Origin of the sequence: Staphylococcus carnosus (assembly GCF_900458435.1) — a bacterium.
GTDB classification, from domain to species: Bacteria; Bacillota; Bacilli; order Staphylococcales; family Staphylococcaceae; genus Staphylococcus; species Staphylococcus carnosus.
This window is the reverse complement of sequence record NZ_UHCT01000001.1, coordinates 1,078,868-1,105,427: the sequence shown is the minus strand read 5'-3', so window position 1 is coordinate 1,105,427 and position 26,560 is coordinate 1,078,868. Positions and strand designations below refer to the sequence as shown.

The window sequence follows — 26,560 nt, the reverse complement described above, 5'->3', positions numbered from 1 at the left end:
CTGTGCCGTTTCAACGACCTATTCATCATATCAAGATACCGTTAATGAGTCAATAATTATCTTAAATAATTTTTGTATAATATTACCTATTGCGTGATTGTTTGCCTGTATTTATAAAGAATTACCGTGTTTTGTGTAATTAAGTTATATACGTTCTTTCAAATTTGTTGTATTTATTCAATAGCATTATCTAATTCAATTAGAAAATCCCCCGCTTCTTTATTAAATCAATGTTAAAACTCATATATCCATATGTCTTTATATACGAAAAAAAGACTGAACTTTTAAAGTTACAGCCTTTTCAAACACAATCGGTTATTTAGTTTCAAAGTATTATTGGCTTTCTTTTTCCTGACATTCAGGACATAAACCATAAATCTCCATTCTATGATGAGATATTTTAAAACCAGTTACGTGCTGAGCTAAATGTTCAACTTCGTGAAGTTGTGGATAATGGAAATCAACGATCTTTCCACAATTCTCACAAATAACGTGATAATGATTATGCGTATTAAAATCAAAGCGACTAGATGCATCTCCATATGTCAGTTCGTTGACGATACCTGTTTTCTTAAACACGCGCAAGTTATTATAAATTGTCGCAACACTTATGTTTGGAAAATCTGGTGACAGTGCCTGATAAATTTCATCTGCAGTTGGATGAGTATCACTTGAAATCAAAAATCTTAAGATAGCTTGTCTTTGCGGTGTAATTCTGATTCCGGCATTTCTTAAAGATGCAATCGAGTCCTCTAATTGATGTTCAATAGATTCCATTTCTGCACTCATCTAATCCACCGTCTTTCTACTTAATAATAATTATTACTTACTATAAATATAACGGTTGAGATAGCGAAATGTCAATGATTGTACAATTTTTTGCTTAATAACCTTTATTTAAATCTACTTTATTCTCAACTACATCTCCATCATTGAGAAAATGTTTGAAGTTCTTAATAAATATTTCACTTGCATCTTTAAAATTCTCTCTATAATTCCCAGTGATATGTGCTGTGATAGTTATATTTTCAACATCATATAAAGGACTATCACTGTTTAAAGGTTCATTTTCAAATACATCTGCATAGGCATGGCGAATTTGATGATTATTCAGTGCTTCTATCAATGTCTTTTCTGAAGTAATAGTTCCTCTTCCTACATTAATAAACAATGCACTATCTTTCATAGTTTCAAATTCTTTTTTTCCTAACAAATGATAAGTGTCTTTTGTTTCAGGCAATACATTTACTACAATATCAGCCGAACGTAATGCTTTATCTAAATCTTTTATTGGATACACTTTATCGAAATCTTTTACTGAATGCCCAGATGTATTTACCCCTTCAACATTCATCCCAAATGCTTGGGCTAAGTGAGCAGTTTGCTGAGGTATTGTTCCTGTTCCTAGTAGAAGAATAGTTTGTCCATCTACTCTTTCTCCTGTTAGCTTGGAATCGTAAACTCTATTTTCTTGATTACGTCTTGAAACTGCCATTTTCTTATAATCATCCAATATATACGCAAAGATAAACTGACTCATTTGCTTAGCATGTACACCTGAAGCATTCGTTAACAAAATGCTTTTTTCTTTAAAATACTCTAAAGGTAGATTGTTAACACCTGCAGCATACCAAGCCACCCATCTCAGCGTTGGCATTTCTTCAAAGAAAGCTTGATCGGCTTTTCCACTATATCCAATTACTATTTCAGCATCTTTTTTATCCGCTTCATCTATTTCATCAATATTTTTACGGAACACAAACTCTATCTCAGGAAATGTTTCTTCTAACATTTTTTCAGCATCTTTTAATCTATTTAATGATAGAACTTTCAAATTCCTCACCCCAACATCTCTTTTAGTTGATCCATTTGTTCCTTAACTTTAACTTTTTCTATAACATGTGTTACGACACCATTTTCATCAATTACGAATGTTGTTCTTACGATACCCATAGATTCTTTCCCAAAACTTTTCTTCAATTGATAAACACCTGTTTGTTCAGCCAACTTATAATCTTCATCTACAAGCAAGTCAAAGTTTAAATCATGTTTAGCAATAAAATTTTGATGTTTTTTCTTTGAATCACCACTTATACCATATACAGCAATATCTAAATCATTAAACATCGCCATATTGTCTCGGAAGTCACATGCCTCTGTTGTACAACCTGGTGTATTATCTCTTGGATAAAAATAAAGAATCGCTTTTTTACCTTTTAATGTTTCGTTAGTGATGACTTCACCATCTTGATTTTCTAATGCAAATTCTGGAAATTTTTCTCCTTTTTCTAACATATGCTCACCCTTCTTCTTCTTATAGTTAATTATATGATACGATAAGAGACGTAAATATTAAATTAAAAGAGGTTGATAAATCATGGAATTTACTGAAAGCGAACGACTTCAAAGCTTATCAGATGAATACATTTTAGGAGGTGTCAATTCACCTTCTCGTTCATATAAAGCTGTAGGTGGCGGTGCTCCTGTCGTTATGAAAGAAGGTAAAGGTCAATATTTATATGATGTTGATGGAAATCGTTATATTGACTATCTGCAAGCATACGGCCCGATTATTACTGGTCATGCGCATCCGCACATTACTAAAGCAATTCAAGAACAAGCTGCAAAAGGTGTTTTATACGGCACACCTACTGAATTAGAAATTAAATTTGCGAAAAAATTACGTGAAGCAATACCTTCACTAAAAAAAATGCGTTTTGTAAACTCAGGAACTGAAGCAGTCATGACAACAATTCGTGTAGCACGTGCTTATACAAATCGTAATAAAATCATTAAATTTGCTGGTTCTTATCATGGACATTCAGATTTAGTATTAGTTGCTGCAGGCAGCGGTCCTTCTCAATTAGGTTCTCCAGATTCAGCAGGTGTGCCTAAAAGTGTCGCTCAAGAAGTCATTACAGTACCTTTCAATGATATTGAAGCTTATAAAGAAGCGATGAAACATTGGGGTAATGAAGTTGCTGCTGTACTTGTAGAACCAATTGTCGGCAACTTCGGAATGGTAGAACCTAAACCTGGTTTCTTAGAAGCTGTAAATGAAATCACCCATGAATATGGCGGTTTAGTGGTATATGATGAAGTTATTACTGCCTTCCGCTTCCATTATGGTGCAGCACAAGATTTATTAAACGTTTATCCAGACTTAACTGCATTCGGTAAAATTGTAGGCGGCGGGTTGCCGATCGGAGGATACGGCGGTCGTCAAGATATTATGGAACAAGTCGCACCTCTCGGACCTGCATACCAAGCTGGAACAATGGCAGGAAATCCGCTTTCTATGAAGGCTGGTATTGCTTTATTAGAAGTCTTAGAACAAGATGGTGTTTATGAAGAATTAGACCGTTTAGGTAAAAAATTAGAAGATGGACTAAATGAATTAATCGACAAACATGATATCACTGCTACAATCAACCGTGTTTACGGTTCATTAACACTTTATTTTACTGATGAAAAAGTAACGCATTATGATCAAGCAGAAAACGCAGATGGCGATGCATTCGCTAAATTCTTCAAACTAATGTTGAATCAAGGTATTAATTTAGCCCCTTCTAAATTTGAAGCTTGGTTCTTAACTACAGAGCACACTGATGAAGATATCGAAGAAACATTACGTGCTGCTGACTATGCTTTTTCACAAATGAAATAAACTTGAAATTCGTTACTAATCATTGTATAACTTTATTATACGTTAATATTGTTGAAAGAAATTTCATCATATATCCGTTCATAAATAGGTAAAAAGGAGCACAAAAAATTTGAAATTAGGTGCCAGAATATTTAAGACCGGAATTGCTATTGTACTTGCGATGTTGATTGCATCCCTGCTTCCAAAAAGTGCAGGAATGCCGACAGTAGCTGGTATTGGTGCCATCGTTGCAATGCAGCCGAGCGTTTATCGCTCTTATAAGACGATAAAAGACCAGTTCCAAGGTAACGTGATTGGTGCATTTTTAGCTGTTATTATGGTCAGCTTATTTGGAGATAATATCATTATAATGGGTGCAACAGTAATTGTACTTATAGCTATGTTATTCCAATTCAAATTACAGCACGTTGCAACGCTTGCTACTGTTACAGCATTAATAATCATGGGGCAAGGCAGTACAACCGGCAATTTCTACGCTGCTGCATTCTTTCGATTTATTTTAGTGATGATTGGTGTGTTTAGTTCATTTATTGTCAATGTAGCTTTCTTTCCACCAAAATACGAAACGAAACTATATTATAATTCAATGAACATCGCAAACGATGTGTTTAAATGGATCAAATTAGTGCTTAATGACACGACAGAATATCATCATGTAAAAGAAGATACTCAGACAATTAAAAAACGGTTGCAAAATTTGGATCAGCTTTTTGATTATTATAAAGAAGAACGACCTTTATTTAAAAAGCACCTACCAGAATTAAACCGTAAAAAGATCATTTTCAGACAAGTTGTTATAACAACAAGACGTGCATACGATGTCTTAAGAAGAATGCATCGATATCAAAATGATTTACACCAAGTCAGTAATGATTTAATGTTGCAAATCAAACTAGAACTTGATGATTTAATGACTTCTTATGATCAGATTATGTTGAGCATTGCTCAAAAGGCACGCTATGATTATGAAAACTTTCAAATGCCTGTAGATAATCCGCAAAAAATCGAATTGATAGAGGCATTCAAGCGAGAAATGGTGGAGCATAAACCTGAATCAGTTTACTCTGTTTCAAATTTAATGCAAATCATATCAGCAATCGAAGAATTAAGTAACGATTTAGAACATTTAGACCGACTAGTTTTAAGTTACTTTGAATATCATAAAGATGATTCTGAAATCGAAATTGATGATGAAGATTTAGATTTATAATAAAAAAAGGAGTATAGCCGCAAATTACTAGCGGTTATACTCCTTTTTTATAGATCTTGAATTGTATAAAGATGATGATATGCACCTTGTTTAGCAAGTAATTCTTGATGTGTTCCGGATTCAATAATACGTCCATTTTCAACCACCACAATTTTATCTGCATGTGTAATCGTTGATAGTCTATGCGCGACGATTAATGTTGTTCTGTTTTCACTTAAATGTGCTAATGCTTCTTGAATAATTGCTTCACTCTCTAAATCTAAAGCACTCGTTGCTTCATCTAAAATAATAATTGGTGGATTATTCAAGAAAATACGTGCAAGTGAAATACGTTGTTTTTGTCCTCCTGACAATTTAACACCGCGTTCCCCTACTTCAGTTTCGTATCCGTCTGGCAAGCTCATAATAAAATCATGTGCATTAGCAAGTTTTGCTGCTTCAACTACCTCTTCATCGCTTGCGCCAGGTTTACCAAGCAAAATATTTTCTCTAATTGTATCTGAGAATAAAATATTATCTTGCTGTACTAAGCCGATTTGATTACGCAGACTTGAAAGCAAGAAATTTTTAACCGGGTGGTTATCAATAGTAATGACACCTTCTGTTACATCGTAAAATCTAGGGATTAAATTAATCAATGTAGATTTACCGCCACCAGACATTCCAACAAATGCAACAGTTTCACCTTGTTTTACATTTAATGAGATATCATCCAATACTTTCGGTGCATGTTGATTATAGCGAAATGATACATTTTGAATGTCGATATCACCATGGTCTATTCTGATAGGTTTAGCATACGGCTCGTCTTTAACATCATAATCTTCATCTAACAACTGGAACACACGGTCCATTGAAGCAAAACTTTGCGTTAAAGTTGTAAATGAAGAAACAAGACGTCGTAGTGGTCCGAATAGTTGTTCTAAGTAACCCACAAATGCTGCAAGTGTACCTACAGTAATAGAGCCATTTACGGCTAAATAACCACCAACACCAATTACAATAATCGGGCCTAAGTCAGTAACTGTGTTTATTGCTGCAAATGAGTATGCATTCCAGCGTGTATGATTAAATGCACGATGTAAGAAATGTTTATTGCGTTTATCAAAATTTTCCGCTTCATTCTTTTCAATTGCGAAACTTTTGATTACTGAAATACCTTGAACTCTTTCATGTAAAAACCCTTGAACTTCTGCTAATGCTTGAGAACGTTCTCTAGTTAAACCTCTTAATCTTCCAAAGAAATAATAAACTGTCAAAATATAAAACGGGAAGATAAACATTGCAGCAAGTGTCAATTTAACATCTAAGAAGAACATGATGGATAATGCGATAATGATAGTGACACAATCCAGCCATATATTCATCAACCCTGTTAAAATAAAGTCTTTCGTTTGTTCCACGTCATTAATAACACGTGAAATAACTTCCCCTGCTTTATTATTCGAATAAAAACGTGCACTGAGCGCTTGTAAATGATCATATAAACGTCTTCGAATATCATAGAGTATTTTATTACTTGTCCATTGTGCTAAATATTGTCTTGCATATTCAATAGGCGGTCTGACAACTGCAAAAATAAATAAAGCAATCCCAATTGAAATTGCTAAGCGAATTATTTTATCATGAATCGTTATATCATGGTTGTTTATCACACCATCAATAACGTATTTAATCAGTAACGGTATTAACATTGGAATACCGAATTTGATAATCCCAATGATGATCGTTGCTACGATACGCCATTTATACGGTTTAACAAACTTTAGATATCTGCGTATCATTTTACTTTTTTCCTCCCTTGCAATTCATTCATTTTAAATGAATGCTACCAAAAATCAACGAGGCTGAACCTTGCTTTTTTAAGCTAAAGTTCAAACCCCGTTTTATACCGTATATATTAATATAGTCATTATAATGAAATTCTGTATAGAGAATAAAGAAATCTGCTTTATATTATGATTTCTGACGCAGTTTTTTGTAGCGTTCTCTCCATACCTTTATAAAGTCTGGAGCAAACGGTCCTTTTTTCTGTTCAATCCACTGTTGCAGTATATCTACATTTCGACGTAAAATGACATCAATATCCTTTGGATAATTCATCTGCTGCATATGTTGCTGATATTCATCTTCATCTAACAGATGATACTTTCCATTCGGATAGACTTTAACATCCAAATCATAGTCAATATACTTAAGCGCTTCATCATCACATACAAAAGGAGAAGAAAGATTGCAATAATAATAAACGCCATCTTCTCTAAACATACAAATCACGTTAAACCAATATTCTGAATGAAAATATACAATCGCAGGCTCACGTGTTATCCATGTTCGACCATCACTTTCAGTTACAAGCGTATGATCATTTCCACCAATCACCACATGATCTGTACCTTTTAAAATGGTAGTTTCTGACCAAACACGATGAATGTTGCCATCATGCTTATAACTCTGAATTTTTATATTTTCTCCTTCTTTCGGTATGGTTTCTTTTACCATGCACCACACCTCCTCGCTAGCTTGTTTACACAAAACTTATTATAACATAAAGCCTTGCCCTTCTCAGTCTTCGCTATTTTGCTTTTCCAGATGATCTAAAATTTTATGCATTGAAGCTGGGAAATTAAACTGATTTCTATCAGATAAATTTAACCAACAAAATTGCGGGTTTGAAGTCAATTGTTCAAAAGATATTGTTTCTTTAATTTCATATACCTTTATATTCCACGTTAGATGTGTGAATTGATGTTTAAGTTGATAGATTGGTTTGTCTGGGATTTCTACATTATCATCTAACAGTTTATTCACTTTTTGTTGACTTTCTTTATGTTCATACATCGGAAATTCCCACATACCGTTCAGCAGTTTTTCTTGTCTCTGTTCTATTAAGTATTCTCCTTTTGAATTTCGGATGATGAAACAATCTTGTTGTATTGTTTTCTTTTTAACTTTTTTAGTTTTAACAGGCAATTCTTCTACAGTACCTTGTTGAAATGCTTCACAATGTGATTGTACTGGACAAAACAAACAAAGCGGTGATTTGGGTGTGCAGATTAACGCACCTAATTCCATCATAGCTTGGTTAAATTGACCCGCTTCACTTTCAACATACGGCAGCAATTCAGCTTCAAACGCTTTTCTTGTAGATTGTTTAGCTGTATCACTGAAATCATTATTCAACCTGGACCATACACGAAATACATTCCCATCAACAGTCGGCAATGGTAAATCGAAAGCGATACTCATAACTGCTGCTTTCGTATAGGGTCCGACTCCTTTAAGCTTTTCAAAAAGCTCAGGACTATCAGGCACTTTTCCCTGATAAGACTCGGCAACTTCTTGAATTGCAGTATGGAAATTTCGGGCTCTGCTATAATAACCAAGTCCTTCCCAATATTTCAGTACTTCATCTTGGTTTGCTTTACTTAATTCTTCTACTGTAGGAAATCTTTCCGTAAAACGATGATAATAATCAATCACTGTTTTAACTTGTGTCTGCTGAAGCATCACTTCGCTTATCCATATATAATATGGGTTTGTAGTCTCTCGCCACGGCATTTCACGTTGATTTATTTTAAACCAATCTAAGAGGTTTTCCTTAAAAGTATCGGGATGTAACATATCAATATACTTCTCCTTTAGCATCTTACACAGCTTTATCAATTTTGTTATTCAAGTTTATCATTTATAATAGATATAAGACTATTTGAAATGAGTGAACGATTATGGATACAGGAACACATATAGTAATGGGTATCGGCCTTACTGCATTAGCGATGCACGACCCTTCTATGTCAGGTCATTTTGGTGTTGCTGCAACTACACTAATTGCTAGTTCACTAGTTCCTGACAGCGATACTGTTTTAAAACTTAAAAATAATGCTGCCTATATATCTAATCACAGAGGGATAACACATTCAATCCCTTTCACCCTATTATGGCCGATTTTAATCACTTTATTAGTATTCACTTTCTCAAAAGGCGTAAATCCAATGCACATTTGGCTTTGGGCACAGCTTGGTGTATTTCTCCATGTCTTTGTTGATATATTTAATTCTTACGGCACCCAAGCATTGCGGCCTTTTTCAAATAAATGGATACAATTAAGTGTGATTAATACATTCGATCCTTATATTTTTATATTATGGTGTTTAGGAATTGTGCTATGGGCATTTGGATTGAATGCTTATGTAGTATTTATTCCAATATTTATCATTCTTTTCTTTTACTATGTCGTTCGTTTTATCTTCCGATCTGCTATTAAAAAACAAGTACTTCGCATGGTAAGCAGCCAGGATAAAGCGCACTTAGTAAAAGTCTTCGTGGCTCCGACAATAAAATTTATGGAATGGCGCGTAGCTGTCCAAACAGCAACACATGATTATGTCGGAAAGAGTTATGGCCGAAATATTGTTTTTGCAGATAAAGTTAAACGACAAGAATTCCCTGATGAAGCATTAATGACATCATTAAGAAAAGACCCGAATATTAAAGCCTTTTTAAATTTCTCTTCTATTTATCGATGGGATGGCCAAACAATTAAGCGATAATATTTATGAAGTACGTTTTATAGATTTAAGATATCTAAAAAACGACCATTATTCTTTTGTGGCAATAGCTCATTTAGATAAGGATATGCATATTACACACTCTTATACAGGCTGGGTATTCAGTGAACAAAAACTAATGAAAAAATTATATGCACATTAATAAAAAAACGGAGTGGAAACCAAATCCACTCCGTTTTTTCAGGTTGTTATATTTGTTGATTTTACTTTTTCAGGGTCGGCAGTATTTTTTAAATGTATTGAACGATTACGCGTCATTCTGAATTTTTCATAAGCAATATGTGGTCGGAAAATATAAAGCAATAATGCAGCAATGCCTATCCACACTAAAAAGAAAAAGTGATATGGTATATTACCTAAACTGTTAATCCCTATAATAACTGCCTCTTCAATTCCAGAAACAAGATAAAATAAAGGATTCAACATTAATATATGCATCACAATTGACGGTTTCTCAGAAGGAATAAAAATGATAGGAACTGTCAAAAACATCACTGCAAACATAATATATAAAATAATATCAAATAATTTATATCGGCTGACCATGCGAATCAAGCCTAATACTTGTGATACTAAAATAATAAATATATTCCACATCAGCCAATAAAAGGCAATCGCAAAAAAGGAACTATCTAAATTCACAGGCTTAGCAAATACGACTACAGTTATTGAAATCAGTAATCCAATTGAAAAAATAACCGTATAAATGATTGTCTTGAACGAAGCAGGATAATCAAAGTTTTTATATTCATAATAATCTCTGCGATAACGCATTATATTAAAGTAAAGTGTCACAAGCGTCCATATAAGGCTTATTAAACCAATGTAACGATAATACCAAACTGCTTGTGTTTCTTCAGTGGTTTTATTGATTTTAAATCCTATCAGCATTACAACCAACAAGATAATCGACGTTACTAAAGGGGCAATTAACCATTTCCAATTTCTTTTCAAACTGCCGCTTAAATGTCTAAGTAATTGCGGCAAGCTGTAGTAAAAATTAATTGTATTATTAATAATCTTATCTATCATAATGCTTCACCTACAATTCTATATATATCCATTTATTATTTTTCATATCTGCAATGTAATAACCTTTTCCTGATTTACAAATCCAAATATCACTTTGAACATTAAATTTATCTTTGAACTTATCTTTACTAACCATTGGATACACAAAACCTGTAAGGTGTTTTGAATCATTAAATAACATACTGACGGGTTGCTGTGTAATCGGTACAACAAAACGGTTGTCATTTTCAGGTACTAATGATTTTTCTGCTTTTTCCTTTGATTGACCAAGATGACTATTATAAAAATCAATATAATTAATATAGTTTGATTTCATATAATCTTCTAAAGCAGCTTTGCCATGGGTTTCATACAATCCTGCAGGATTAAAATATCGGATATTTCCCTTACTCGTATCATAATCTTTTCCATCAACATCTATACGATATTTATTGTCATTTTCACCTGTTATCGTTACTAACGCATAATGAGGTATTTTTAAGGTACTATCCCCTTTTTCAGCTTTAGCATCTAGTTGCTTTTCAGTCACAATTCCATAAGATAATTTATCTTCGAAAGTCTGTTTAGAACTTGATTGTAATTTTGTCTGTTCTGTATTTTGCGCAAACTGCACAATCCCTTGATTGGTAAAAAGAAGTGCGGCAGTTATTATAAATCCTAAAACTAAAGCTATGCTCCAACCGATGACTCTAGCCAAAAACGGCGTAGGCTTTGCATGTTTATATCGTTCTATCCTTCTGAAATTATATGTCATTTCAGGAATTCTTGTTCTTTTTTTCTTCCAATCAACATCAAAGTTTTTCTTTTCTTCATCAGTTTCTAATGATTTTCGATCATTTTCATGTTCTGTAAAGGCTGGAAGTACTTTGCTTAAAGCACCTTCCATACGTACTTGACCATGAGAAATCCAAACAGCATAGTTGCTGACTTTGCGAATAACGTCTAAATCATCATCGATTGTAATTAACGTTAATTCATTATCAATATAATCATCAGCTAATTCGACAGCTCGATTCAAAAATGTTTCATCTAAATAATGAAGTACGTGATTGAAAACTACAATCTCAGCTTTTGAAGTACGAGCTAAACTCAAAATTAATTGTGCATATTGTCGATCAGTTAATTGGTACACAGCCTTTTCTTTTATATCATTTAAACCTGCATATCGAATGATTTGTTCTGTCTTATGATCTGAACCTTTGTATGTAAATAGTTCTACAGCATTTTGAACATAAGCTTCCACTGTTTCTTCATGTAAATGCTTATCCTCCAAATCGCCGAAAAATAAACTGCCTGTTCGGTTCACACGACCTTTATCAGGATTTACTTCACCTGCTAGTATTCTGCCGATTAAAGTTTTAGAAGCGCCCGGCTCACCAATAATACCTAAAGATTCCCCTTGATATAAATATAATGAAACGTTATTTAATTCAATATCTTCAGCATCATAACCGTAAGGCAGATACCATTTTTTTCGATTTTTTCTGCGATAGTAATGCGTAATATTCAGTAATTTTAATACAATTGAACTCGCCATATCTGCTTACATCCTTCTATAATTTTAATAATGCGACTGGTAGGCCTTCTTCCTTTTGACTGCTATGTAAAATTTTTCCCCACGCAAAAATACCTTTCATACGATCAACTCGCATATATCGTTTAGTACCATCGTTTAATTCATATATTTTTCCAAATTCGATTTTACTTTGATCTACTAAATAACTTTCAGCAATAATCACTTTAGTACGATAAACATCGTATTCATTTAAGATACCATTCATTTCTGCTTTTCGCATTTTTTCTTTATATTTTTGAATTTCATCCAAAATTTCATTTTTAGTCATTTTGCTTAAACTTTTCTCACTCATCGCCAATCCCGCTTTCTCTCATTTTATCTTTAATTGTATCATACTCATAACCTTTTCGAAGCAAAGCTTCAATGGTTTTCATCTCTAATTGTCTACCCTCATATTTACGTTCATATTTACGAAATACCTTTTCTAATTCTCTTTGTAAAAGCAAATCAATTTCTTCGCTGTCAGGTTCGAAATCAAGATTTTGCATTGCTTCATTAATCACTTCAAACGAATAGCCTTTTTGAAGTAATGACTGCTTCACTTTATCAATTCTTTTCTTCTTAGGACCTTTTTTCTGATGTAATAACTTATCAGCGAGTATTTCAACATCTTCAAGTGGCTGTTCTTCTTCATATTTAGCAGTATAGTTTTCAACTAATGATTTCTCGATGCCAGCTTTAATTAATTTTTGGCGGAATATTTCAGGACCTTTATCTGTAGTACGAATCATCGTATTTTTTAAACTTTCAGCATAATCCTCATGATCGATATAACCTTCTCTATTACAATAATCAATCACTTCTGCAATTGCTGATTCACTGATTTCATGTTTTTGAAGATGCTGAACCACTTCTTGTTCAGTGCGTTTTCGATAAGAAAGATATTGTATGGCTAAATGCAAGCCGAAACGAAAATGTTCATATTTTTGAATGTCTTCCATATTGGCTGCAGTTAAGACGTCGCCTTTTTTCAGATTGAAATGAACTAACGTATCCATATCAATACCCATTTCAAAGCTTTCATCTAAATACAAATTAAATCGTTCTTTATTCTTTTTTTGAACTTCAATTTTAGTAACTTTCGGCATACTTTCAACTCGCTTTAAATTCATTAAATTCTATTCAATACATATTGTAAAACAAATTTGCTGAGTTTTATAGCGTTATACTTTACTTAAATATCAGAAAGAATTTCAGTAAATCAGCTTTTCAGATCAAAATAAAAACAGATAAGCTTTTCAGACTTATCTGTGACTTATAATAGCTCTTTAAACACCCAATTGTGCGAGCGCTGTTTTATATTGTTCTTCGTTAATATATCCTTGTTGTTTCATTTTTTCTAAATTAATTTTTACACGATTCACATAGTTTTGCGACATATCATTAACATCATACACACTTGGTGCATTGATTTTACTTGCTAAAATAGCACTTTGCAATACTGTAATTGTTGGCATATTCTGACTGTCTTTCACAGTAGTTGTCCCAAAGTAATGGTTCGCAGCACCTTCAATTGTATATTGATTGTCACCATAATATATATTATTGATATAAAAACTTAAAATTTCATTCTTTGAATATTCATGTTCCATACGACTTGCTACCATAATTTCTTTTACCTTACGAGTGAAACTTTGTTCATTATCATAATAGTAATTTTTCACTACTTGTTGACTTATGGTACTTCCGCCCTGAACATTATGATCACTTAAAGTTGAAAATAAAGCTCTGAATATTCCTTTCACATCAAATGCGCCATGATCATAAAAACGTTCATCTTCCATAGATATAAAAGCACCTTTTGTATAATTAGGCATATCTGATACAGGTACATACGTTGATTTATCTTTAATTGTTTTTAAATCATCAACATTGGCTTTTGATGACATAGCATACATTACTCCGAAAAATATAGCGACAATGATAATAAGACCTATTACTATTTTAAAAAATAAACCTTTGCCTTTTTGTTTTTTCGGCGGTGCGCCAACAGGTTGATAATACGTATTATAGTGTGGTGCATTTTGTGTGTTCGTTCTAGCATTTTTCGACTCTCTAGATAGCCTTTCGCTTCTTTTCATAGTGACACACTATCTCCTCAATTGTAATTTGTACTTCATTACATATTATAATTGAGAAACGTTCGTCTTAAAATAATAATTCACTAAATTAAGTAAAAATCAGTCTCAAGAAGTACCTTGCATTAAGTCTAGATATGTAAAAAACGAGCATTTCAAAAGAAATGCCCGTCAGTTATTTAAATAAACTTCAATTTATTTGTAATCTTTGTTTAGTAATTCAACAATAGCATGATTGAAATCATTTAAATCATCAGGTGTACGACTTGTTACAAGATTACCATCTACAACTACTGATTCATCTTTTACATGTGCTCCTGCATTTGATAAATCTTTACGTACATTTAAGACTGCAGTTAATGTGCGACCTTTTAAATCATCTGTGTCGATTAAAACTTGCGGTCCATGGCAGATAGCAAAGACTGGTTTGTTATCTTTCATAAACGCTTTTGCGAATGTACCATAACGTCCATCTACATCGCCGCGCAAGTGGTCTGGTGAAAATCCGCCAGGAATGAATAAAGCTGAGTATTCTGAAGGTTCTGCAGAGCCGATACCTACACCGACTTTAGCTTTCGTACCATGTTTACCTACAACTTCTTCACCTGCTTCATGGCCGATAATAACAGTTTTATAACCTGCTTCTTCAATTGCCTCTTTAGGGCTAGTTAATTCAATATCTTCAAAATCATTTGCTAAAATAATTGCTACTAGTTTAGTCATAAAATTATCACCTTTCAATTTATATTTAAATTAGATAGTGTGAATATTAATCAATGTTCTTAATTGACATATACTATTATTTAGACCAAATCAGCCATTTTTAAACATATCTTTAAACTAAGAATTATTTTTCATGTTGAACAGTTTTTACTTTTTCTTCTAATTGATCAAGTAATCCAATCCATTCATCTACATCTTCAACACTGACTTTATCAGGATCAACGTGATTGATTTCATCTACAAATTCCGACAATCTTGTTTGGATATGTGAAATTAATTCTTTTTCGCTCATTTTCATTTTCAAGCGCTCCTTTTAAAAAATATACCAATATTCTAACATGAATTTGACAAAAATCACTAAGATATTAATAATATGGTTTGGTTGAAATTAACTTTCAATAATTTATAAATAACGTATAGAAAGAATTTTAATAGTCTCAAAACTCTCATACCCCTTTTCAAGACTACCATTCAAAAAGTATAATAATTAATTATAATGATATAGAAAGAAGGCAAACTGATGATTGATTATTCCACTCACATCAAGCAACCCATTACCATTCATAACGACCCATGGGAAGCCTATAATGATGTCGAAGAATTTGGAAACCTTCAGCTAAGCAATATTGAATTCACGACAACAAATTTATGTAATATGCGTTGCAGCCATTGTGCTGTCGGATATACACTTCAAACCCAAGATCCCGATCCATTACCGATGGAATTAATTTTTAAGCGTTTAGATGAGATTCCAAACTTACGTACACTGTCTATAACAGGCGGGGAACCTATGTTTTCCAAAAAGTCTATTCGAAATGTTGTAAAACCATTATTAAAATATGCGTATAATCGCGGTATTTATACTCAAATGAATTCCAATTTAACACTACCTCAAGATCGTTATCTTGATATTGCTGAATACATAGATGTAATGCACATCTCACATAACTGGGGTACAACAGATGAATTTGCTGAGGTTGGATTTGGAGCGATGGAAAAACAACCTCCATTAAAAGCAAAATTGAAACTCTACGAGCAAATGATAGAAAACTCAAGAACTCTATCTGAACAAGGTATGTTTGTATCTGCTGAAACAATGTTAAATAAAAGTACTCGTCCTTATTTAGAAAAAATTCATAATGAAGTCGTACATGATATGAAATGCAGTCGCCACGAAATACATCCAATGTACCCTTCAGATTTTGCAAGTCAATTAAGTGTATTAAGCTTAGGAGAAATCAAAGATACAATCCGTCATCTGCTTAAAATACGTGATAAAGATACTTGGATGCTGTTTGGTACTTTACCAATCTATCCATGTATTCAAGATGAAGACGATAAAGCATTATTTGATGCGTTGCGAAATGCTGAAAATGTTTCATTAAGAAATGATCCGGATGGACGTAGTCGTTTAAATGTCAATGTATTTACTGGAAATGTGATTGTTACTGACTTTGGTGATGAAAATGGAACTATTTCTAATATCAAAACAGATAAATTAAATGATGTTTATGAACAATGGTTAAAATCAGATTTAGCACAAAGTTTAAATTGTCATTGTGAACCTTATCATTGTTTAGGTCCAAATGTCTTAGTTAAAAATATGTATTATCCAAATACTGATTTTCGAGAAAATGAAAAAATGATGCATCGAATTTTCCAACAATAATTTCAAAAAATAGAGGTTGCGCTTTTTTGCGCAACCTCTATTTTGTCTCTTTATTGGATATGTCTTGTACGTGTTAAGAATTCTAATGTTTCTTTACTTTCTTGTCTTCTTTCTTTTCTTCGTTTAACACGGGCAGGTGCAGTATTATGGAACCATTCTTGAATTTCGTTTTCTGGATATACTCCAGGTACTTGTTTAGGCTTTCCATTATCGTCTAAAGCAACAAATGTTAAGAAACTCAATGCTGCCATATACTTTTTATCTTCCATTATATCTTCAAGTATAATCTGTACACACACTTCCATAGAAGTAGAACCAGCATATGATACCATGGCTTCATACGAAATAACATCACCTGTTCTGATTGGTAATAAAAAGTCTACTGAGTCAGTTGAAGCTGTTACTACAGGTGCACTACTATGTTTCATTGCACAAATTGCAGCAATTTCATCAATATTAGCCATCAGTAAACCACCAAACATTGTATGATGATGATTGGTGTCTTGAGGATAAACTTGACGATCCTTAATACTTAATGAAGCCGACATTGGTCTTTTTTCTCTATCTTCCACAATAGGTCTCCTTTTTGGTTTTATTTTTAATTAATATGCCCAATTTCCATCTTTAAATACGATTTCTTCTTTTCCATCTTGTGTAATGCCATAAATTGTTAAGTCTGAACTTCCAATCATAAAGTCTTCATGGATAAAAGCATCATTTAATCCTTCAGAACTTAACTCTTCTCTAGACATTGATGTCCCATCTTTAATTGTAAATGGATAACCTGCACCTAAAGCAATATGGCAAGAAGCATTTTCATCTAACAATGTATTATAAAAAACTCGATTTCGATTTGAAATTGGAGAATCATCTGGTACTAAAGCAACTTCCCCCAAATATTTTGAACCTTCATCTGTCTCAAGTAAGTTGCGTAATACATCTTCCCCTTTTTCCGCAGTAAAATCAATTACTTTACCATCTTTAAAAGTTAATGTGAAACCATCAATCAAACTTCCGTTATAACTTAATGGAAGCTTGTTCGTTACATGTCCATTTACACGATTTCTGTCTGGAGCTGTGAATACTTCCTCAGTAGGAATATTTGCGATAAATTCTTGTCCATCATTTGTAAAGCTTGTAGCATCTTGCCATAAATGATTTTCAGGAAGACCAATTGTTAAATCTGTTCCTTCAGAAATATAATGTAAAGCTGAGTAATGTTTGTCTTGTAAATATTTTGCGTGTTTACTTAAGTTCTCAATATGCTTATTCCAATTTTCAACCGGGTTATTACCATCCACACGAACAATATCTAATAATTCATCAATGAATTTTTCATAAGCTTCTTCTTCACTTAATTCTGGATATACACGTTGTGCCCATGGTTTATTCGGATATACGACAACACACCAAGGGAAATCATTATTTTGACTTGCTTCCATGTACCCTTTAAAGCCTTTAGAATACGCATTGCTGAATGCTGCTTTTTTATCACTATCAACACCGCTCAACAAATCTGGATCGCTGCTGATTAATGCTAAGTTTGCAGCACCACGTTCAACATAATCCATTCGTTCATCAACGTCATACGGCTTTAAGCTTTTTTCAGCAAAAAATTCAGCATCTTCATATTTGAATTTTAATTTAGTCAATGCATCATCTGCATACTTAACACGTACATCAGAAGCACCACGTTCATACGCCGCTTCTACAATATCATGTGTAAGTTCTAAAGCATCTACAGATGAACGTATAAAAACGGGTTGTCCTTCTTGTACATTCATCCCTACATCTACGATTAATTGTGCATACTGTTTTAATTTTTCTTCTAATTGTGTCATTCGTAAATTCCCCCTTATAATCTATTCGATGTTATTTCTTATGACTGGCGTAATTCACCGAGTTCAGAAGCGATTGCCGTAACTTCACTTGGAGAAAAATTATCTTTTGATGTAACAAAAGAATGAATTTCTTTCACTTTTTCTTCATCAGCATCCTCAAATTTATCTGGATCGATTAGTTGTACGTTTACAACATTCAATTGTTTACGTATTTCTTCAATCATTTCTTTATTATTTGACGCCATATTTTTCACCTCTTTATTTTTTTATTCTATCAAAGTACGGATTTAATGAAAACTTTTAACGAAAAAAGAGAAATTCTCTCTTTAGATATGAGCCAAAAACCGATAAAATAGTGATATATAGGTATATTTCATAAATGTTCGGGTAAATACAATCTATGGAACGATAGGTATACCTTGTATAAGCTAACATATGTATTTAATATTTACCCAACAAAATATCTTTTGGAGGTAAAACATGGTAACAGTTGCATTTGTCTGCTTAGGCAATATTTGCCGTTCGCCTATGGCTGAAGCCATTATGAAACAGCGATTAAAAGGTAGAAAAATCAGCGGTATTGAAGTAACTTCATGCGGAACGGGTAAATGGAATATAGGTGAACCGCCTCATGAAGGCACACAACAAATTCTTCGTAAGCATAACATTCCATTTGACGGTATGATTAGTGAGTTATTCGAGCCATCTGATGACTTTGATTACATTATTGCAATGGATCAAAGTAATGTGGATAATATTAAACAGATAAATCCACATTTGAAAGGTCAATTATATAAATTGCTGGATTTCAGTGATATGGATGAACAAGATGTACCTGATCCTTATTACACTAATAACTTTGAGGGTGTCTTCGATATGATACAATCATCTTGTGATAATCTTATCGATTATATTCTTAAAGATTCAAATTTAAAAGAGGGGTAGATGAGTTATGAAAAACAAATTAGTACCAGGAATCCTTTTAGGCGCTGTTGTCGGCGGTGCAATTACACTTGCTGATAAAAATACACGTACAGCGTTAAAAAATAGTTATTCAAATCTTAAAGAAGGTAAACGCAATGAAAATGCACAACCTTCTAAATTCAACGTTCTTAAAGACGAAATTATGTACTGGAAAGATGCAGTTGAAGAAATTCGTCGCAACAATCCAGAGTTAGAACGTGCGCTTAAAGATGCAAAAAACACTTTCCAAGAGCGCAAAAAGAACGATAAACACTTAAATGGCTAATACATTGCCAATTTAATATGAATCATCTTAAGGGATAAGCACACCTATATTTAGGCATGCTCTATCCCCCTTTTTTCAATTAAAAAATTAATATCAATGTACCAAAGGAGTTTACGTTATGGCTAAGAAAAAAGATCATAACAAAGAAAGCAACTCTGGTTTACTAGATAAGGTGAAAGAAAAGTCGGCTGAAGTCACGCATCAACAAGACAATAAATATGTGCCGCCACAAGAATTTCAATCTAAAACACCGAAGAAACCAAACCAAACTTTCTTTGTAGCTAAGAATAATAAACCAGCTAAATATACTAAAGATTCAAACTTATTATCATATTTGATTTATAGAATCGGTAAAGATGATGCTTCAGGACTAGCAGCACAGCTCTCTTATTATTTCATGTTGTCGCTATTCCCAATGCTATTATTCTTAATGTCATTATTACCATTATTTAAAATAGACCGTGATAAAATCGTAAATATGATTGCGAATAATGCTCCCGCTTCAACTGCCGATTTATTAACAGGCATTATCGGTGATATAATGAAAAATGCAAGCGGAAGTATTTTATCTGTCGGTTTAATTTTAGCATTATGGTCCGCATCAAATGGTATGACAGCATTAATGAATGCATTTAATGTGGCTTATGATGTAGAAGATGGTCGTAATCCAATTGTCCTCAAATTAATCAGCGTTTTATTTACAGTGATAATGGGTGCTGTATTTATCGCCGCAATGATTTTCCCAGTATTCGGCCAACAAATCGGCCATTTATTATTTGGACCGCTTGGATTAGATAGTCAGATAAAATGGATTTTTAATATTCTCAGTTATGCATTACCATTTGTTGTCATTTTCCTTTTATTTGTAACGCTTTATACATTAGCGCCAAATATTAAAATTAAAATGAAATCTGTAATTCCAGGTGCTCTATTTGCTTCAGTAGTTTGGATTTTAGGGACTGCAGCATTTGGACTTTATGTCAGCAACTTTGCGAACTATTCTAAAACATATGGCAGTATCGGTGGTATTATCGTATTAATGTTATGGTTATACATCACTGGTTTTATCATTATCGTTGGTGCTGAAATCAATGCTATCATTAATCAACGCCGTACTTTAAAAAATGCAGATTCATTAGAAGAACGTGAATTCAAAATGGCGGAGCTTCAAAACCCGCACAATGAGCGTTCTTAAGCAATTTCAAGATGCGCAATACTATTGTTGTGCATCTATTTTTTTGGATAAATTTTTCATAAAATGTTCACAGAAAGAACATTTAGGGTATACTATTCATTGGCTAGAAAACTAACAATACATAAATTTTAATAGTTGCAAGCCGAAATTTAATACATCTTGAAAAAGCTTAAATCATTAAATTTTAAGGAAACAGGAAGTGTAAAAAAATGACGTTATTAGAAAGCATTTTAGCTTATAATAAAGATTTTGTCGGCAACAAAGAATTTGAAAACTATACAACAAGTAAAAAACCAGATAAAAAAGCAGTGTTATTTACATGTATGGATACACGTTTGCAAGATTTAGGTACAAAAGCACTCGGTTTTAATAATGGTGACTTGAAAGTTGTTAAAAATGCAGGTGCAATTATCACGCACCCATATGGTTCAACTATAAAAAGCTTACTAGTAGGTATTTATGCATTAGGTGCTGAAGAAATTATTATTATGGCACATAAAGATTGCGGAATGGGTTGTCTTGATGTCAGCACTGTTAAAGACGCAATGAAAGAACGTGGCGTAACAGAAGAAACATTTAAAATCATCGAACATTCTGGTGTAGATGTAGACAGCTTTTTACAAGGTTTCAAAGATGCTGAAGAAAATGTCCGCAGAAATATCGATATGGTATATAATCATCCCTTATTTGATAAATCCGTACCTATTCACGGCTTAGTCATCGATCCTCATACGGGGGAATTAGATTTAATTCAAGACGGCTATGAATTAGCTGCTCAAAATAAATAAATATAGAACGTTAAAAAGCTGAACCCATTTCATTTGGGCTCAGCTTTTCTTATTGAATCAAATCATGTTGGAATGCATATATCACAGCTTGTGTTCTATCTTGTACTTCTAATTTACTTAATATATTACTTACATGCGTTTTTACTGTTTTAATAGTTATGTGTGATGCACTTGCAATTTCTTGGTTAGAATATCCATTTGCAATTAATAAAAGAATTTCCATTTCTCTATCTGTTAGCATTTCATATAATTCCGCACGTTGATTCATGCGATTACGCATTTTAACGAGTACTTCCGCTTCAAATACAGATTCATTATGTTGTGTTTTTCTGATTGCCTCTGCAATGTCGCTTGCACTGGTTGTTTTAAGGATATAACTGTCTACCCCTGCATCTAATGCACGATATACTTCGTTATCTTCAATGTAACTTGTTAACATCAACACTTTAATATTCGGTAAATCTTTTTTGATTTGCTGTGTTGCTTCAACACCATCCATATCCTCCATCAATAAATCCATCAAAATTAAATCAGGATGTAGTTCATGTGCTTTTTCAATAGCTTCTTTACCAGATTTACCTTCCCCTACTACTTCAATATCTGGTTGTGTTGATAAATAACTTGAAATGCCGATACGCACCATTTCATGGTCATCAACAAATAGCACTTTAATCGTCATCGAATTCCTCCTTGTTCAACGGCGCTTTCACTTCAATTCTTGTCCCTGCACCAGGCAATGATACAATATGCAGTGTTGCTCCGATTTCTAATGCGCGTTCTCGCATATTTTTTAATCCATAACTTTTTTCCATTTTTTCATCTACATCAAAACCTTTACCATCATCTTGAATACGTAAAAGTAAGTAATCGTCTTTATTATATAAATCTATTGTTAATTTTGAACCTTCAGCATGTCTTAGCGTATTTGAAATACCTTCTTGGGTAATACGAAATAAATGATCTTCAATCCCTTTTGGTACTTCAAAATCTTCGATGTCATATACTACTTTCATCGGCACTTTTTTCTGCAAGTCCACAACCAAGTCTTTAATACCTTCTCCTAATGAGCGATCCTTCAAGCCTAACGGACGCAAATGGAGTAATAAAGCACGCATTTCAAGTTGTGAATCTTGAATCATTTTTTCAAGTGTTGGAATTTGCTGATCTAAAGGCGGTTCTAACTTCGTTTCTTTAATAGCAGATAACATCATACTCGCAGCAAATAATTGCTGACTGACTGAGTCATGCAATTCTCTGGCCAAACGCTGACGTTCATCTTCTATAATTTTCTTCACTTTTGTATCATTCAAATTATAAGTTTCATTCGTTAAATCTTGTGTCTTGATACGTAAGCGATGTAATTCTTGGTTTAAAGGTACTAGCATATGGTAAATATCGAGTGTTTCTTGATAAAGTTCGATATGTTGATCATTTATTCCAACTACTTCACCTTCAATTGAATGTTCAATTTGATCTTTAATCCAGTGGTTTTGCTGGTTGACCTTATATGCTAAAACAGAACCTACGATAATAGACATAAGTATCACAATGATATTTAAAAACAAAAATACCGGAATCCCAAAAATTTGTGTATAGAACATTCCTTGAAAAAAGATAATATTTACAAAGACTTTATCAATGAAAAAGAATATGGCTAAAATACTGTAAATCAGTATTAACATTGAACCTATAGCTCTTATATAATGGTTCATCGATAAACCACCTCTACATCTCCGATAAATGTAGAAGCATAAATATTGATATTGTAATTTTCTGCTTTCGTTTCTTCTTTCATTTGGATATGATTATTTTCAACTTTGATTGTTTCTTGATTAATCGATGCATTGCCGTAAAAAGCAGCGAAATGCAAGTTTACATTGTAATTTGTAGGTACAATAATAAGAATTTTACCAATGAAATGACGCACAACAATTGTATTGTTTTCTTTAATATTGGCTGCTTTCGTCAAATCAATATGAATATCACCGATACCATGCTGAATTTGCATGTCTTCCCATTTATAAACATATACGGGTGTTTTTTGATTGCCGAACCATTTTTGTTTTATAAACTCTGGAGAGGTAACCTCTTTATCAGATGCGATAATTTTAAGCGGTTTAAACTTAAAAATGATATAACGAATAATCAGCAGCAGCAAAAACAAGAATAATATAATTATCGTGTATTTATTTGAGAATAAGGTGAATGCAACAAGTAAAACACCTATCCAAAAGGCTAATAATCCTCTAACTTTATGGAAATAAAGGTAGCCGACATATATTAATATAATTCCTAATAATAAGACGAGTAAAAAGCCAATTTTTTCAAAAAAGATATAATAAAAATTGGCTATAATCATTAATGCAGTGAAAACAATCAACATCTCAGTTGAGATATATTTATTTGTCATTTTTCGCCACCTTTTCTAAGCAACTAAACTCATTTGTGCAATCATATCACATTCTCTTTCTAAAGTAATTCGTGTTTTGTTTTGATATGTTAAATCAGCTTCAATTCTAGCACAATCAGTTTCTGCCTCATTTAATTCCTTCATCAACGCATTGAGTTCTGCATTTTCAATATTCTCCATACGTTGGATGTTAGAAATTTGATATTGATCTAATAAATCAATATATTTATTTTCAATTTCAAGCGTAAGCTTTTCTATTAATTCAACAATGTATACTCTTTTACGATTTAAATATTGAATATACTGCTTTGTTGAATGCAGTTTTTTATTTAAGTTTTCTTGGCAGTTTACAATACTGCTTTTAATTGTGTTTTGATAAATTTTTTCTAGATATACTGTAAACAAGTTCATGGAACCACCTCATTCAATGTTGATTCCATTATAAAAGAAAGCCGGAGACAACGGGATAGTCTCCGGAACCATCTTTCATTCATACTTTAGTCCTAAACCGCTTCAAGTTTATTACAGTGCGGTTTCAACAGTATTATGATTCTTTATCATAGTCGATTTTAGTTGTAAGTAATGGACCATCTTTTGTAACGATAACAGTATGTTCAATTTGTGCTACATAACTTTTATCGCTTGTTTCAAATGCCCATTCATTTTTACCTTCAGTTACAAATGTAGCATTTGATGAAATAAATGGTTCAACAGCTAATACAAGTCCTTCTTTTAATAAAGTTTTATCTTTAGGATCAAAGTAATTCAATACATAACTTGGTGCTTCATGTAATGAACTGCCGACACCATGACCTGTTAAATTACGAATCACTTTCAAGTCATTTTTGCGTGCAGTCGCATGAACGGCTTTACCGATTTGGCTTAATTTACTGCCTGGTTTTACTTTTTTCATCGCATTATCAAAAGCTTCTTCAGCTACTTCGCAAACTTTTTCTTTCATTGGATCTGATGGTTCACCTACTACAAATGAAATACCTGTATCTGCATATAAACCATTTTTCAATGCTGAAACATCAATATTCACTAAATCGCCTTCGCGGATTTTTCGTTTACCTGGGATACCATGTGCGACTTCTTCATTCACACTGATACATGTTTGGCCAGGGAAATTTTCATCATGAATTGGCGCAGACAACGCTCCGTGTTCTTCAAACAATTCTTTTGCGATGTCATCTAGTTCTTTAGTCGTTACACCTGGTTTAGTCGCTGCTTGCATTTTATCTCTGACTAAAGCACAGATATATCCGATTTCTTTCAATCCTTGCAATTCTTCTTCTGTTTTTACAATCATGTGTGATCCCTTTCCTTTTTTAAAAATTAATTTGAAAAAGCAAGACGCTTAATTTGCTCACTCCGTCTCAAACTTTTCATTGCTGTCATGCGAAAAAATTAAATAAACTCATCACAATTCAGCACTCATTCCACCTTATTATACCAAAATTAATCTGATATACTAAACGTAGGAAATTTTAAAGCAGTATGAACACATTTATATATATTAATTTTTAATGCAAGTGCTTCATCCAAGAGAGGTTTTTAATTATGACAAACGACAAATGGTATACCAAAATCATCGGAGCAAGAACAATCAAAACAGGATTAGCGACTTTTTTAACAGCATTTTTTTGTATGTCACTCCATTTAAATCCAATTTATGCAACACTTTCCGCAATTGTAACAATAGAACCGACAGCTAAAGCATCTTTAAAAAAAGGCTACAAAAGACTTCCGGCAACAGTCATCGGTGCGTTATTAGCAGTACTCTTTACATATATCTTCAGTGACAAATCAGCTCTCGCTTATGCATTCAGCGCAACCTGCACTATCTTTATTTGTGCAAAATTAAAATTGCATGACGGTATTACAGTAGCGACTTTAACGGCAATGGCAATGATTCCAGGGATTGGCGATGCTTATTTCTTCAATTTCTTCTCTCGACTACTTACAGCTGTTATCGGACTTGTTACAGCAGGTTTGGTCAACTTAGTTATTTTGCCGCCAAAATACTATAATCAAGTAGAAGAATCTGCCTTACAAACTGAAAAAGACATGTACCAATTATATAGTGAAAGATTGCATGAACTCGTAATCGGAAAGTTTCACTCTACTCAAAGTAATAAAAAACTCGAAAAATTGCTGACTAAAAGTATGCATGTTGAAACTCTGATTCGTTATCAAAAAGATGAATTATCTTACCATAAACATGAAGAAGATTGGGTTTTATTAAAAGCGTTAACAAATCGTGCGCACATCGACCGTTTATTTATTACGCATTTATCTAATATTATCTATTTACCTAAAGACACCTTTGTCGTTTTCAATTCAGAAGAACGCGCAGCGATATTAAAAATTGCCAAAAGCATTTCTGAAATTATCGCAACAGGTTATTTTGAACGTGAGGAAGCAGAAGCAAGATTATTAAAAACATCTGTCACACATTTGGATGAATTTGATAAAGAACAATTAAAAAGCCATTTAATTTATGAGATTTTGTTAACTTATCGTATCTTAGACAATCGTTATGCATAAT

29 protein-coding genes and 1 pseudogene are annotated in these 26,560 nt (G+C 33.0%); 9 read left to right on the top strand and 21 right to left on the bottom strand.

Annotated features, from left to right (window positions below):
• Positions 1-333: 333 nt before the first annotated feature.
• The 3 genes from perR to bcp all read right to left on the bottom strand — a co-directional run bounded on the left by perR (position 334) and on the right by bcp (position 2,295).
• Positions 334-789: a peroxide-responsive transcriptional repressor PerR gene (perR, locus tag DYE31_RS05195; protein ID WP_015900679.1), complete on the bottom strand. Its 456-nt coding sequence runs from the start codon at positions 787-789 to the stop codon at positions 334-336.
• Between the two features lie 94 nt (positions 790-883).
• A complete protein-coding gene (locus tag DYE31_RS05190) occupies positions 884-1,834 on the bottom strand; it encodes a phosphoglycerate dehydrogenase (RefSeq protein WP_015900680.1) in 951 nt (316 codons plus the stop codon).
• Positions 1,835-1,839: 5 nt separating this feature from the next.
• Entirely contained in the window at positions 1,840-2,295 is a 456-nt protein-coding gene (gene bcp / locus DYE31_RS05185; protein ID WP_015900681.1) for a thioredoxin-dependent thiol peroxidase, read from the bottom strand.
• Positions 2,296-2,377: 82 nt separating this feature from the next.
• Here bcp and DYE31_RS05180 point away from each other — a divergent pair, with 82 nt between their 5' ends.
• Complete coding sequence (locus DYE31_RS05180; protein ID WP_015900682.1) at positions 2,378-3,667, top strand: glutamate-1-semialdehyde 2,1-aminomutase; 1,290 nt, start codon at positions 2,378-2,380, stop codon at positions 3,665-3,667.
• 109 nt (positions 3,668-3,776) lie between these two features.
• On the top strand, positions 3,777-4,877 hold the full coding sequence (locus tag DYE31_RS05175; RefSeq protein ID WP_015900683.1) for an FUSC family protein: 1,101 nt from the start codon (positions 3,777-3,779) through the stop codon (positions 4,875-4,877).
• Positions 4,878-4,924: 47 nt separating this feature from the next.
• On the opposite strand, the gene DYE31_RS05170 is transcribed toward DYE31_RS05175, so the two are convergent.
• The 3 genes from DYE31_RS05170 to mutY all read right to left on the bottom strand — a co-directional run bounded on the left by DYE31_RS05170 (position 4,925) and on the right by mutY (position 8,501).
• On the bottom strand, positions 4,925-6,661 hold the full coding sequence (locus DYE31_RS05170) for an ABC transporter ATP-binding protein (RefSeq protein ID WP_015900684.1): 1,737 nt from the start codon (positions 6,659-6,661) through the stop codon (positions 4,925-4,927).
• Positions 6,662-6,833: 172 nt separating this feature from the next.
• Positions 6,834-7,379: a nucleoside tri-diphosphate phosphatase gene (ntdP, locus tag DYE31_RS05165; protein WP_015900685.1), complete on the bottom strand. Its 546-nt coding sequence runs from the start codon at positions 7,377-7,379 to the stop codon at positions 6,834-6,836.
• Positions 7,380-7,442: 63 nt separating this feature from the next.
• A complete protein-coding gene (gene mutY / locus DYE31_RS05160; protein ID WP_015900686.1) occupies positions 7,443-8,501 on the bottom strand; it encodes an A/G-specific adenine glycosylase in 1,059 nt (352 codons plus the stop codon).
• Between the two features lie 104 nt (positions 8,502-8,605).
• Here mutY and DYE31_RS05155 point away from each other — a divergent pair.
• A pseudogene (locus tag DYE31_RS05155) lies at positions 8,606-9,590 on the top strand (metal-dependent hydrolase).
• Between the two features lie 38 nt (positions 9,591-9,628).
• Here DYE31_RS05155 and DYE31_RS05150 read toward each other — a convergent pair.
• The 7 genes from DYE31_RS05150 to DYE31_RS12675 all read right to left on the bottom strand — a co-directional run bounded on the left by DYE31_RS05150 (position 9,629) and on the right by DYE31_RS12675 (position 15,149).
• Entirely contained in the window at positions 9,629-10,480 is an 852-nt protein-coding gene (locus DYE31_RS05150) for a hypothetical protein (RefSeq protein WP_015900688.1), read from the bottom strand.
• Between the two features lie 10 nt (positions 10,481-10,490).
• Entirely contained in the window at positions 10,491-12,017 is a 1,527-nt protein-coding gene (locus tag DYE31_RS05145) for an ATP-binding cassette domain-containing protein (RefSeq protein ID WP_015900689.1), read from the bottom strand.
• A gap of 16 nt (positions 12,018-12,033) precedes the next feature.
• The gene (locus DYE31_RS05140) at positions 12,034-12,348 is read right to left on the bottom strand and encodes a YfhH family protein (RefSeq protein WP_041612988.1); all 315 of its coding nucleotides are present in this window, start codon (positions 12,346-12,348) and stop codon (positions 12,034-12,036) included.
• Positions 12,341-13,144, bottom strand: a complete 804-nt coding sequence (gene recX / locus DYE31_RS05135; RefSeq protein WP_015900691.1) for a recombination regulator RecX — start codon at positions 13,142-13,144, stop codon at positions 12,341-12,343. The genes DYE31_RS05140 and recX overlap by 8 nt, the downstream gene beginning before the upstream one ends.
• Positions 13,145-13,324: 180 nt before the next feature.
• Positions 13,325-14,137, bottom strand: a complete 813-nt coding sequence (gene sgtB, locus DYE31_RS05130; protein WP_015900692.1) for a monofunctional peptidoglycan glycosyltransferase SgtB — start codon at positions 14,135-14,137, stop codon at positions 13,325-13,327.
• A 192-nt stretch (positions 14,138-14,329) separates the two neighbouring features.
• The gene (locus DYE31_RS05125) at positions 14,330-14,857 is read right to left on the bottom strand and encodes a type 1 glutamine amidotransferase domain-containing protein (protein WP_115314368.1); all 528 of its coding nucleotides are present in this window, start codon (positions 14,855-14,857) and stop codon (positions 14,330-14,332) included.
• A gap of 124 nt (positions 14,858-14,981) precedes the next feature.
• Positions 14,982-15,149 carry an SE1561 family protein gene (locus tag DYE31_RS12675; RefSeq protein ID WP_231635415.1) on the bottom strand — a complete coding sequence of 56 codons (168 nt, stop codon included), beginning with the start codon at positions 15,147-15,149 and terminating at the stop codon, positions 14,982-14,984.
• 228 nt (positions 15,150-15,377) lie between these two features.
• On the opposite strand from DYE31_RS12675, the gene yfkAB reads away from it, so the two are divergent.
• On the top strand, positions 15,378-16,526 hold the full coding sequence (gene yfkAB / locus DYE31_RS05120; protein ID WP_015900695.1) for a radical SAM/CxCxxxxC motif protein YfkAB: 1,149 nt from the start codon (positions 15,378-15,380) through the stop codon (positions 16,524-16,526).
• A gap of 50 nt (positions 16,527-16,576) precedes the next feature.
• Here the strand turns inward: yfkAB and DYE31_RS05115 are convergent, their stop codons facing one another.
• Genes DYE31_RS05115 through DYE31_RS05105 form a run of 3 tightly spaced genes read right to left on the bottom strand, consistent with a single transcriptional unit; the run spans position 16,577 to position 18,612 of the window.
• The gene (locus DYE31_RS05115) at positions 16,577-17,074 is read right to left on the bottom strand and encodes an acyl-CoA thioesterase (RefSeq protein ID WP_103211756.1); all 498 of its coding nucleotides are present in this window, start codon (positions 17,072-17,074) and stop codon (positions 16,577-16,579) included.
• A 54-nt stretch (positions 17,075-17,128) separates the two neighbouring features.
• A complete protein-coding gene (locus DYE31_RS05110; RefSeq protein ID WP_015900697.1) occupies positions 17,129-18,367 on the bottom strand; it encodes an aminopeptidase in 1,239 nt (412 codons plus the stop codon).
• 38 nt (positions 18,368-18,405) lie between these two features.
• Positions 18,406-18,612: a DUF1128 family protein gene (locus tag DYE31_RS05105; protein WP_015900698.1), complete on the bottom strand. Its 207-nt coding sequence runs from the start codon at positions 18,610-18,612 to the stop codon at positions 18,406-18,408.
• Positions 18,613-18,847: 235 nt separating this feature from the next.
• On the opposite strand from DYE31_RS05105, the gene DYE31_RS05100 reads away from it, so the two are divergent.
• The 4 genes from DYE31_RS05100 to DYE31_RS05085 all read left to right on the top strand — a co-directional run bounded on the left by DYE31_RS05100 (position 18,848) and on the right by DYE31_RS05085 (position 21,599).
• Entirely contained in the window at positions 18,848-19,312 is a 465-nt protein-coding gene (locus tag DYE31_RS05100) for a low molecular weight protein-tyrosine-phosphatase (protein ID WP_015900699.1), read from the top strand.
• 7 nt (positions 19,313-19,319) lie between these two features.
• Positions 19,320-19,616 carry a hypothetical protein gene (locus DYE31_RS05095; RefSeq protein ID WP_015900700.1) on the top strand — a complete coding sequence of 99 codons (297 nt, stop codon included), beginning with the start codon at positions 19,320-19,322 and terminating at the stop codon, positions 19,614-19,616.
• 118 nt (positions 19,617-19,734) lie between these two features.
• A complete protein-coding gene (locus tag DYE31_RS05090) occupies positions 19,735-20,811 on the top strand; it encodes a YihY/virulence factor BrkB family protein (RefSeq protein WP_015900701.1) in 1,077 nt (358 codons plus the stop codon).
• Between the two features lie 209 nt (positions 20,812-21,020).
• On the top strand, positions 21,021-21,599 hold the full coding sequence (locus DYE31_RS05085) for a beta-class carbonic anhydrase (RefSeq protein ID WP_015900702.1): 579 nt from the start codon (positions 21,021-21,023) through the stop codon (positions 21,597-21,599).
• Between the two features lie 49 nt (positions 21,600-21,648).
• On the opposite strand, the gene vraR is transcribed toward DYE31_RS05085, so the two are convergent.
• The 5 genes from vraR to map all read right to left on the bottom strand — a co-directional run bounded on the left by vraR (position 21,649) and on the right by map (position 25,321).
• Positions 21,649-22,278 (bottom strand): response regulator transcription factor VraR, encoded by a 630-nt coding sequence (gene vraR, locus DYE31_RS05080; protein WP_041612989.1) that lies wholly within the window; start codon positions 22,276-22,278, stop codon positions 21,649-21,651.
• The gene (vraS, locus tag DYE31_RS05075) at positions 22,268-23,311 is read right to left on the bottom strand and encodes a sensor histidine kinase VraS (protein ID WP_015900704.1); all 1,044 of its coding nucleotides are present in this window, start codon (positions 23,309-23,311) and stop codon (positions 22,268-22,270) included. The genes vraR and vraS overlap by 11 nt, the downstream gene beginning before the upstream one ends.
• On the bottom strand, positions 23,308-24,009 hold the full coding sequence (gene vraT, locus DYE31_RS05070; RefSeq protein WP_015900705.1) for a cell wall-active antibiotics response protein VraT: 702 nt from the start codon (positions 24,007-24,009) through the stop codon (positions 23,308-23,310). Before vraT ends, vraS begins: the two co-directional genes overlap by 4 nt.
• Positions 24,010-24,024: 15 nt before the next feature.
• Positions 24,025-24,420 carry a hypothetical protein gene (locus DYE31_RS05065; RefSeq protein ID WP_015900706.1) on the bottom strand — a complete coding sequence of 132 codons (396 nt, stop codon included), beginning with the start codon at positions 24,418-24,420 and terminating at the stop codon, positions 24,025-24,027.
• Between the two features lie 133 nt (positions 24,421-24,553).
• The gene (gene map / locus DYE31_RS05060; protein ID WP_015900707.1) at positions 24,554-25,321 is read right to left on the bottom strand and encodes a type I methionyl aminopeptidase; all 768 of its coding nucleotides are present in this window, start codon (positions 25,319-25,321) and stop codon (positions 24,554-24,556) included.
• A 251-nt stretch (positions 25,322-25,572) separates the two neighbouring features.
• On the opposite strand from map, the gene DYE31_RS05055 reads away from it, so the two are divergent.
• Positions 25,573-26,559 (top strand): FUSC family protein, encoded by a 987-nt coding sequence (locus tag DYE31_RS05055; protein ID WP_015900708.1) that lies wholly within the window; start codon positions 25,573-25,575, stop codon positions 26,557-26,559.
• The last annotated feature ends 1 nt before the right edge of the window (position 26,560 follow it).

Bases quoted from the DNA above. Each gene is read 5' to 3' on its own strand.
- perR (WP_015900679.1), bottom strand. From the start codon at position 789: ATGAGTGCAGAAATGGAATCTATTGAACATCAATTAGAGGACTCGATT.
- bcp (WP_015900681.1), bottom strand. From the start codon at position 2,295: ATGTTAGAAAAAGGAGAAAAATTTCCAGAATTTGCATTAGAAAATCAA.
- DYE31_RS05180 (WP_015900682.1), top strand. From the start codon at position 2,378: ATGGAATTTACTGAAAGCGAACGACTTCAAAGCTTATCAGATGAATAC.
- DYE31_RS05170 (WP_015900684.1), bottom strand. From the start codon at position 6,661: ATGATACGCAGATATCTAAAGTTTGTTAAACCGTATAAATGGCGTATC.
- ntdP (WP_015900685.1), bottom strand. From the start codon at position 7,379: ATGGTAAAAGAAACCATACCGAAAGAAGGAGAAAATATAAAAATTCAG.
- mutY (WP_015900686.1), bottom strand. From the start codon at position 8,501: ATGTTACATCCCGATACTTTTAAGGAAAACCTCTTAGATTGGTTTAAA.
- DYE31_RS05150 (WP_015900688.1), bottom strand. From the start codon at position 10,480: ATGATAGATAAGATTATTAATAATACAATTAATTTTTACTACAGCTTG.
- DYE31_RS05145 (WP_015900689.1), bottom strand. From the start codon at position 12,017: ATGGCGAGTTCAATTGTATTAAAATTACTGAATATTACGCATTACTAT.
- DYE31_RS05140 (WP_041612988.1), bottom strand. From the start codon at position 12,348: ATGAGTGAGAAAAGTTTAAGCAAAATGACTAAAAATGAAATTTTGGAT.
- recX (WP_015900691.1), bottom strand. From the start codon at position 13,144: ATGCCGAAAGTTACTAAAATTGAAGTTCAAAAAAAGAATAAAGAACGA.
- sgtB (WP_015900692.1), bottom strand. From the start codon at position 14,137: ATGAAAAGAAGCGAAAGGCTATCTAGAGAGTCGAAAAATGCTAGAACG.
- DYE31_RS05125 (WP_115314368.1), bottom strand. From the start codon at position 14,857: ATGACTAAACTAGTAGCAATTATTTTAGCAAATGATTTTGAAGATATT.
- DYE31_RS12675 (WP_231635415.1), bottom strand. From the start codon at position 15,149: ATGAGCGAAAAAGAATTAATTTCACATATCCAAACAAGATTGTCGGAA.
- yfkAB (WP_015900695.1), top strand. From the start codon at position 15,378: ATGATTGATTATTCCACTCACATCAAGCAACCCATTACCATTCATAAC.
- DYE31_RS05115 (WP_103211756.1), bottom strand. From the start codon at position 17,074: ATGTCGGCTTCATTAAGTATTAAGGATCGTCAAGTTTATCCTCAAGAC.
- DYE31_RS05110 (WP_015900697.1), bottom strand. From the start codon at position 18,367: ATGACACAATTAGAAGAAAAATTAAAACAGTATGCACAATTAATCGTA.
- DYE31_RS05105 (WP_015900698.1), bottom strand. From the start codon at position 18,612: ATGGCGTCAAATAATAAAGAAATGATTGAAGAAATACGTAAACAATTG.
- DYE31_RS05100 (WP_015900699.1), top strand. From the start codon at position 18,848: ATGGTAACAGTTGCATTTGTCTGCTTAGGCAATATTTGCCGTTCGCCT.
- DYE31_RS05095 (WP_015900700.1), top strand. From the start codon at position 19,320: ATGAAAAACAAATTAGTACCAGGAATCCTTTTAGGCGCTGTTGTCGGC.
- DYE31_RS05090 (WP_015900701.1), top strand. From the start codon at position 19,735: ATGGCTAAGAAAAAAGATCATAACAAAGAAAGCAACTCTGGTTTACTA.
- DYE31_RS05085 (WP_015900702.1), top strand. From the start codon at position 21,021: ATGACGTTATTAGAAAGCATTTTAGCTTATAATAAAGATTTTGTCGGC.
- vraR (WP_041612989.1), bottom strand. From the start codon at position 22,278: ATGACGATTAAAGTGCTATTTGTTGATGACCATGAAATGGTGCGTATC.
- vraS (WP_015900704.1), bottom strand. From the start codon at position 23,311: ATGAACCATTATATAAGAGCTATAGGTTCAATGTTAATACTGATTTAC.
- vraT (WP_015900705.1), bottom strand. From the start codon at position 24,009: ATGACAAATAAATATATCTCAACTGAGATGTTGATTGTTTTCACTGCA.
- DYE31_RS05065 (WP_015900706.1), bottom strand. From the start codon at position 24,420: ATGAACTTGTTTACAGTATATCTAGAAAAAATTTATCAAAACACAATT.
- map (WP_015900707.1), bottom strand. From the start codon at position 25,321: ATGATTGTAAAAACAGAAGAAGAATTGCAAGGATTGAAAGAAATCGGA.
- DYE31_RS05055 (WP_015900708.1), top strand. From the start codon at position 25,573: ATGACAAACGACAAATGGTATACCAAAATCATCGGAGCAAGAACAATC.